This window comes from Sandarakinorhabdus sp. (assembly GCF_040398645.1).
In the GTDB taxonomy this organism is placed as follows: Bacteria; Pseudomonadota; Alphaproteobacteria; order Sphingomonadales; family Sphingomonadaceae; genus Sandarakinorhabdus.
The window spans coordinates 1-5,613 of the sequence record NZ_JBBATR010000091.1; the positions used below are offsets into that span (position 1 = coordinate 1).

The window sequence follows — 5,613 nt, forward strand, 5'->3', positions numbered from 1 at the left end:
TCGTTCATCGCCTTCATGGCGTGATAGTTGAAGCAATAGCGGCTGTTTTCGCTTTTTGAGGCCCAGATCATCGTTTCATGAGCGTTGGTGAAGCGGGTGCCCTTGAAATTCGGCATCGGATTGGCCTTGCGCCAGACGATATCGTTCAAGATCCAAAAGCCTTCGTCCTGCAGCGCCGCGCCAACGCGGAAGATATTGTGATAGGAACCGATGGTCCAGATCGCTCCGTCGGGCTTGAGCAGGCGGCGAGCCGCCTTCAGCCAGGCGCGGGTGAAATCATCATAAGTCTGGAAACTGGCAAATTTGTCCCAATCATCGTCGCAGGCATCCACTTGGCTGCCATCGGGCCGGTGCAGATCGCCGCCCAATTGCAGATTATAGGGCGGATCGGCAAAGATCAGATCGACACTGCCAGCCGGCAAATCGTTCATCGCCTTTATGCAATCGCCGATGATGATGCGGTTGATGTCGATCCTGGGCGCAGTCTTGCGGCCACCGGCGCCGCCTGCTGTGGGCAGACGCTCGGCATCGCGCGCATCTGTCTCTCTGAACGCCGTCATCACACTGCTCCACCCAAGGCTGTGGATAAATGATGATTCAATGCGGAGTCGTGGTCAAGAATCATTTGGAATCAGCATGATTCCTCGATTCGCTGCATTTGCGAATCAAACCGGGAACAACACCATATCTTGAGTCCCTGCGGGCATGTTGGACTCAATCCCTAGTGGTGTGACTCAAAAGACTCACCAGCCCGGCAATCACAGCAGCGCGCGGATCGGTGCAAAACTGCGGCGATGATGGATGCACGGCCCGTGGATTTTCAAGGCGGCGGCATGAAATGCGGTGCCATAGCCCTGGTTTGTGGCCCAGCCATAATGCGGGTGGGCCGCATGCAGATCGGCCATGATCGCATCGCGCGTCACCTTGGCGATAATTGAAGCGGCGGCAATGGCCGGCACGCTGGCATCACCGCCAATTATCGCACGCGCCGGCCAGCGCCATTTCGGCAAGCGATTGCCATCGACGAGCACTTCCGCAGGCTCGATGCCCAGAGCCGCAACAGCGCGAGTCATGGCGAGATATGTGGCCTGCAAGATGTTGATCGCATCAATTTCCGCGACGCTGGCCTGACCAACGCCGATCAACGCATCGCTGGCCCGGAGCGCAGCAAACAGCGTTTCGCGCCGCTTGGCCGAGAGTTTCTTGCTGTCGTCCAGCCCGGCCGGGATGCTGCCGCGCAGCACCACCGCCGCCGCCGCCACCGGCCCCGCCCATGGCCCGCGTCCGGCTTCGTCAACGCCGGCAACGATCATCCCGGCAACGCAAAGAAACCCAACGGCCCATGCCCCACATCCGGCTGGCTGCCCAGGCCGGGCGCGCGTTCGAGTCCCTGCCGGACAAAGGCCCGCGCCCGCGCCGCGGCCTCGGGCAGGGACAGCCCCTGCCCCAGCCCGCAGGCCAGAGCACTGGCCAGCGTGCAGCCGGTGCCGTGGCTGTGCCGTGTCATTATGCGCGTGTCGCTGAACACCTGGTGGCCCTGGCGCGTCACCAGCCAATCGGTGACCAGATCGCCGTCCAGATGCCCGCCCTTGGCCAGCACTGCGCGCGGGCCACTGTTGAGCAATTCCTGCGCCGCCAGCAGCATATCGGCGCTGTCTTCGACCTCGGTTTCCGTCAGTGCAATCAATTCGGGAATATTGGGCGTGATCACCCGCGCCATCGGCACCAGCCGCTGCATCAACGCCCACACCGCTTCTTCATCAATGAGCGCCGTGCCGCCCTTGGCCAGCATCACCGGATCGAGCACGACCGGCACCGTGACGCCGGCCAGCGCATCGGCCACCGCATTAATGGTGGCTTCGTTGCCCAGCATGCCGATCTTGATGGCGTCCACGCCGATATCGTCGATGCAGGCGCGTATCTGCGCGGCGACAATCTCCGGCGGCACCGCGTGAATGGCGCTCACCCCGAGCGTGTTCTGCACGGTGATGGCTGTCACCGCCGTCATCGCATAGCCGCCCAGCATGGTGATCGTCTTGATATCGGCCTGGATGCCAGCGCCGCCACCACTATCCGAACCGGCGACGGCGAGAATCCTAGCGGCCATGCTTACGCTCCGTGGACGATGGATATTTGGCCAACGCCGCCCCTATCCGCAATGGCCGAACCTGCAGATCGCCGCCACAATTCGGGCAACGCCCGGCCAGCGGTCCGGCCGTGCAGCTTGTGCAAAATGTGCATTCGAACGAGCAGACATGGGCCCCTGCCGCATCGGCAGGCAGATCGATGCCGCAGCGTTCACAATCGGGCCGCATTTCGAGCATCAGGCCGCCGCCGCTGCCACGGCAGCGCAGATATCGTCCACCACCGCCATCACCAGCGCCTTGTCCTCACCCTCGGCCATCACGCGGATCAGCGGCTCGGTGCCGCTCTTGCGAATGAGCAGTCGGCCCTTGCCAGCAAGCGCCGCCTCGCCCGCTGCAATGGCGGCTTTCACGATTTGGGCTGCCAGCGGCGCACCGCCCTTGAAGCGCACGTTTTTCAGCAGTTGTGGCAAGGGATCAAACAGATGCAGCAGTTCGCTCGCCGGCTTGCCGCTGGCCACGAGCGCCGCAAGCACTTGCAGCGCCGCCACCAGGCCATCGCCGGTGGTGGCATGATCGGCCATGATGATGTGGCCCGATTGCTCACCGCCCACGTTGCAGCCGTGCACACGCATCAATTCAAGCACATGCCTATCACCCACCGCCGCGCGCAGCATGGCGATGCCGTGGCCAGCCAGATAGCGTTCCAGCCCCAGATTTGACATTACCGTCGCCACCAGCGCGCCGCCGCGCAGCGTTCCCGCCGCCGCTGCGCGCGTGGTGATCAAGGCCATCAGTTGATCGCCGTCCACAATCTGGCCGCGTTCATCCACCACGATCAGCCGGTCAGCATCGCCATCCAGCGCGATTCCGATATCCGCGTTGCTGTCCAGCACCTTCATTTGCAACGCTTTTGGATATGTGGAGCCGACATTGTCGTTCACATTCACTCCATCGGGAGCGACACCAATGGCGATCACCTCGGCGCCAAGCTCCCACAAGGCCTTGGGCGCCACCTTGTAGGCAGCGCCGTGCGCGCAATCGATGACGATCTTCAAACCATCCAGGCGCAGGTGTTCGGGAAATGTCGCCTTGGCAAAGTGGATATAACGGCCCTGCGCGTCTTCGATACGGCGCGCGCGCCCGATGGCGTGCGGCTCGGCCAGTGCGATCTCTTCAGCCAGCAAGGCTTCGATGGCGGCTTCGTCGCCGTCTGACAATTTATAGCCATCTGGGCCGAACAATTTGATGCCATTGTCATCATAAGGATTGTGGCTGGCCGAAATCATCACGCCCAGATCGGCCCGCATCGAGCGTGTCAGCATCGCCACCGCCGGCGTTGGCATCGGGCCAAGCAGCGTCACATCCATGCCCACGCTGGTAAAACCGGCTGTCAGCGCCGATTCCATCATATAGCCGGACAGGCGCGTGTCCTTGCCGATCACCACCCGGTGCAAATGCGCCCCGCGCAGGAAATGTCGGCCAGCCGCCTGGCCGACTTTCATCGCAATGGCGGCCGTCATCGGCGGCGTGTTGGTGCGGCCCCTTATGCCATCGGTGCCAAAATAGCGGCGCGGTTGATTTGCTGTCATGATGCCAGCGTGTAGCGTTTCGCTGGCCACTTGCCAAAGGAGGATATCAGATGGAAACCCGCAAAATCGGCCCGCTCAGCGTTTCGGCAATCGGGCTGGGCTGCATGGGCATGGCGGGCACCGCTGGCCAGGCCGCCATGTATGGCCCGGTTGACCGCACTGAGGCCATCGCCACCATCCACCATGCGCTCGATATCGGCATCAATTTCTTCGATACCGCCGAAGTCTATGGCCCGTTTGCCAACGAGCTTTTGCTGGCAGAGGCCCTCGCGGACCGGCGCAGCCAGGCGGTGATCGCCACCAAATTCGGGTTCAACATTGCCGATGGCCGTGTGGTCGGCGTCAACAGTCAGCCCGGCCATATCCGCGTCGTGTGTGACGCTGCCTTGCAGCGGCTGAACACCGATGTGATCGATCTATTCTACCAGCACCGGGTCGATCCCGCCGTGCCGATCGAAGACGTGATGGGCACGCTGGCCGATCTGGTCAAACAGGGCAAAATCCGTGCAATCGGCCTGTCGGAATGCTCGGCCGCCACGCTGCGCCGCGCCTGCGCCGTGTATCCGGTCGCAGCACTGCAAAGCGAATGGAGCCTGTGGGAGCGCGAAGTCGAAACCGAAATTGCCCTCACTGCCCGCGAACTCGGCGTAACCTTCGTGCCATTTTCACCGCTGGGCCGCGGCTTCCTAACCGGCAGCGTCCCGCGCGCCGAAGCCTTGCCAGAGGGCGATTATCGCAAGCATGATCCGCGCTATCAGGGCGCAAACTATGATGCCAACATGGCCGCCGTCGCCGTGGTCCAAGCAGTTGCGGCTGCCCACGCCGCATCACCGGCGCAGGTGGCAATTGCGTGGTTATTGGCAAAAGGCTCAGACGTCGTACCCATTCCCGGCTGCAAGCGGCGCAGCACGCTTATCGACACCGCCGGCGCGGCGGCCCTGCATCTGGCGCCGGCCGATATCGCCAGGCTCGACACCGCCCTGCCCCACACCGCCGGCGACCGCTATGGCAGCAAGGCCGCGATGGCCATGACCAGGCTATGAAGGAGCGGCTGGCGGCAATCGGCCATTATGTTTGCGCCCCAACTGGCGGTTGGCTGCAGCCGGGCGTAGTCTCTTGCTATGCACGCGCCTGTTTTTCCGCTGGTTCTCGGCCCTGATATTAAGGCGCCTGGTATTAACTGGCCTGATTTTGAGGGACCAGATTTCGATACCCTCGATTTCAAAGTCATGGATCAGGCCCGGCTGCGCCGCGACCCAGCCTACGACGGCGTTTTTTTCATCGCGGTGCGCACCACCGGCATCTATTGCCGGCCGGTGTGCCGGGTGCGCCAGCCGCTCAGCCGGAATATCAGCTTCTTTCCCAGCGCTGCCGCTGCGGAAAAGGCTGGCTACCGCTCCTGTCTGAAATGTCGGCCCGAATCGGCACCGTTTTGCCCGGCGTGGAATGGCACCCGCACCACGGTCGAACGGGCCTGCAAGCTGATCGATGCCGGCGCGCTTGACCGGGACAGCGCGGGCACCGTTGCTGCGCTGGCAGCGCGCTGCGGCGTCGGTGTCCGCCATCTCACCCGCTTGTTCGGGCAGCACCTCGGTGCCAGTCCCTCCGAAGTGGCCCAATCACGCCGCGTTCAACGTGCCTTGCAATTGATCACCAACAGCCAATTGCCGATGGCGCAAATTGCCCTTCAATCAGGGTTCGGATCGCTGCGCCGTTTCAACGAGCTGTTCGTGGCCCGCTACGGCCGCCCACCAACGGCCCTGCGCCGCGTGCGCCCTCATCACATCAGCCCGCCCGCCCCGCTCCCCTCTTGACCATCCCCACCCCAACACTCTAGGCCGGCAAATGGACAGATGGCCGAGTGGTTTAAGGCAACGGTCTTGAAAACCGTCGTGGGGGAAACCTCACCGTGGGTTCGAATCCCACTCTGTCCGCCA

7 protein-coding genes and 1 tRNA gene are annotated in these 5,613 nt (G+C 62.9%); 3 read left to right on the forward strand and 5 right to left on the reverse strand.

Annotated features, from left to right (window positions below):
* From ABWP50_RS13015 to glmM, 5 genes are all read right to left on the reverse strand, one after another.
* A partial coding sequence (locus ABWP50_RS13015; protein ID WP_353218415.1) for a DNA-methyltransferase occupies nt 1–560 on the reverse strand: 560 nt, incomplete at its 3' end.
* A gap of 198 nt (nt 561–758) precedes the next feature.
* On the reverse strand, nt 759–1,313 hold the full coding sequence (gene rnhB, locus ABWP50_RS13020) for a ribonuclease HII (RefSeq protein ID WP_353218416.1): 555 nt from the start codon (nt 1,311–1,313) through the stop codon (nt 759–761).
* Nucleotides 1,310–2,107, reverse strand: a complete 798-nt coding sequence (gene thiD / locus ABWP50_RS13025; RefSeq protein ID WP_353218417.1) for a bifunctional hydroxymethylpyrimidine kinase/phosphomethylpyrimidine kinase — start codon at nt 2,105–2,107, stop codon at nt 1,310–1,312. Before thiD ends, rnhB begins: the two co-directional genes overlap by 4 nt.
* Complete coding sequence (locus ABWP50_RS13030) at nt 2,097–2,324, reverse strand: DUF1272 domain-containing protein (RefSeq protein WP_353218418.1); 228 nt, start codon at nt 2,322–2,324, stop codon at nt 2,097–2,099. The genes thiD and ABWP50_RS13030 overlap by 11 nt, the downstream gene beginning before the upstream one ends.
* Nucleotides 2,324–3,676, reverse strand: coding sequence for a phosphoglucosamine mutase (gene glmM / locus ABWP50_RS13035; protein ID WP_353218419.1), 1,353 nt, complete (start codon nt 3,674–3,676; stop codon nt 2,324–2,326). The genes ABWP50_RS13030 and glmM overlap by 1 nt, the downstream gene beginning before the upstream one ends.
* 50 nt (nt 3,677–3,726) lie before the next feature.
* Here glmM and ABWP50_RS13040 point away from each other — a divergent pair, with 50 nt between their 5' ends.
* From ABWP50_RS13040 to ABWP50_RS13050, 3 genes are all read left to right on the forward strand, one after another.
* Nucleotides 3,727–4,719 carry an aldo/keto reductase gene (locus ABWP50_RS13040; protein WP_353218420.1) on the forward strand — a complete coding sequence of 331 codons (993 nt, stop codon included), beginning with the start codon at nt 3,727–3,729 and terminating at the stop codon, nt 4,717–4,719.
* 186 nt (nt 4,720–4,905) lie between these two features.
* Nucleotides 4,906–5,490 (forward strand): bifunctional transcriptional activator/DNA repair enzyme AdaA, encoded by a 585-nt coding sequence (locus ABWP50_RS13045; protein ID WP_353218421.1) that lies wholly within the window; start codon nt 4,906–4,908, stop codon nt 5,488–5,490.
* A gap of 33 nt (nt 5,491–5,523) precedes the next feature.
* Nucleotides 5,524–5,613, forward strand: a tRNA-Ser gene (locus ABWP50_RS13050).

What these genes read in the sequence shown, in the direction of transcription:
- thiD (WP_353218417.1), bottom strand. Translation starts at nt 2,107, where the DNA reads ATGGCCGCTAGGATTCTCGCCGTCGCCGGTTCGGATAGTGGTGGCGGC.
- rnhB (WP_353218416.1), bottom strand. Translation starts at nt 1,313, where the DNA reads ATGATCGTTGCCGGCGTTGACGAAGCCGGACGCGGGCCATGGGCGGGG.
- ABWP50_RS13030 (WP_353218418.1), bottom strand. Translation starts at nt 2,324, where the DNA reads ATGCTCGAAATGCGGCCCGATTGTGAACGCTGCGGCATCGATCTGCCT.
- ABWP50_RS13040 (WP_353218420.1), top strand. Translation starts at nt 3,727, where the DNA reads ATGGAAACCCGCAAAATCGGCCCGCTCAGCGTTTCGGCAATCGGGCTG.
- ABWP50_RS13045 (WP_353218421.1), top strand. Translation starts at nt 4,906, where the DNA reads ATGGATCAGGCCCGGCTGCGCCGCGACCCAGCCTACGACGGCGTTTTT.
- glmM (WP_353218419.1), bottom strand. Translation starts at nt 3,676, where the DNA reads ATGACAGCAAATCAACCGCGCCGCTATTTTGGCACCGATGGCATAAGG.